1 pseudogene is annotated in these 248 nt (G+C 64.9%); it reads left to right on the top strand.

Features of this window, described 5'->3' with window-relative positions:
* A pseudogene (locus EXE42_RS17880) lies at positions 1-248 on the top strand (nodulation protein); the annotation flags it as partial.

The raw sequence follows: 248 nt of genomic DNA, 5'->3' as shown, positions 1-248 counted from the left end.
GCCGACGAGTGGGAGATCGACCTCGTGTACGCCCGCAACGAGGACGTGGGCGCCTACGTCGACGAACACGGCCTCGAACCGGGCGACGACATCCCCGTCGACGCCCTCTCGGAGCACAACCAGCACCACATCCGGGAGATCCTGGAGTTCGAGGAGGACTCGTTCCCGTTCCTGCTCGACACGTACGTCGGCAACCACCTGCTGAAGACGGTCGCGCTCAACGACGCCCTCGAAGAGCACGACATCGA

Source organism: Halorubrum sp. SP3 (genome assembly GCF_005435195.1).
Taxonomy (GTDB): domain Archaea; phylum Halobacteriota; class Halobacteria; order Halobacteriales; family Haloferacaceae; genus Halorubrum; species Halorubrum sodomense.
This window is presented reverse-complemented; position numbering and strand designations above follow the sequence as displayed.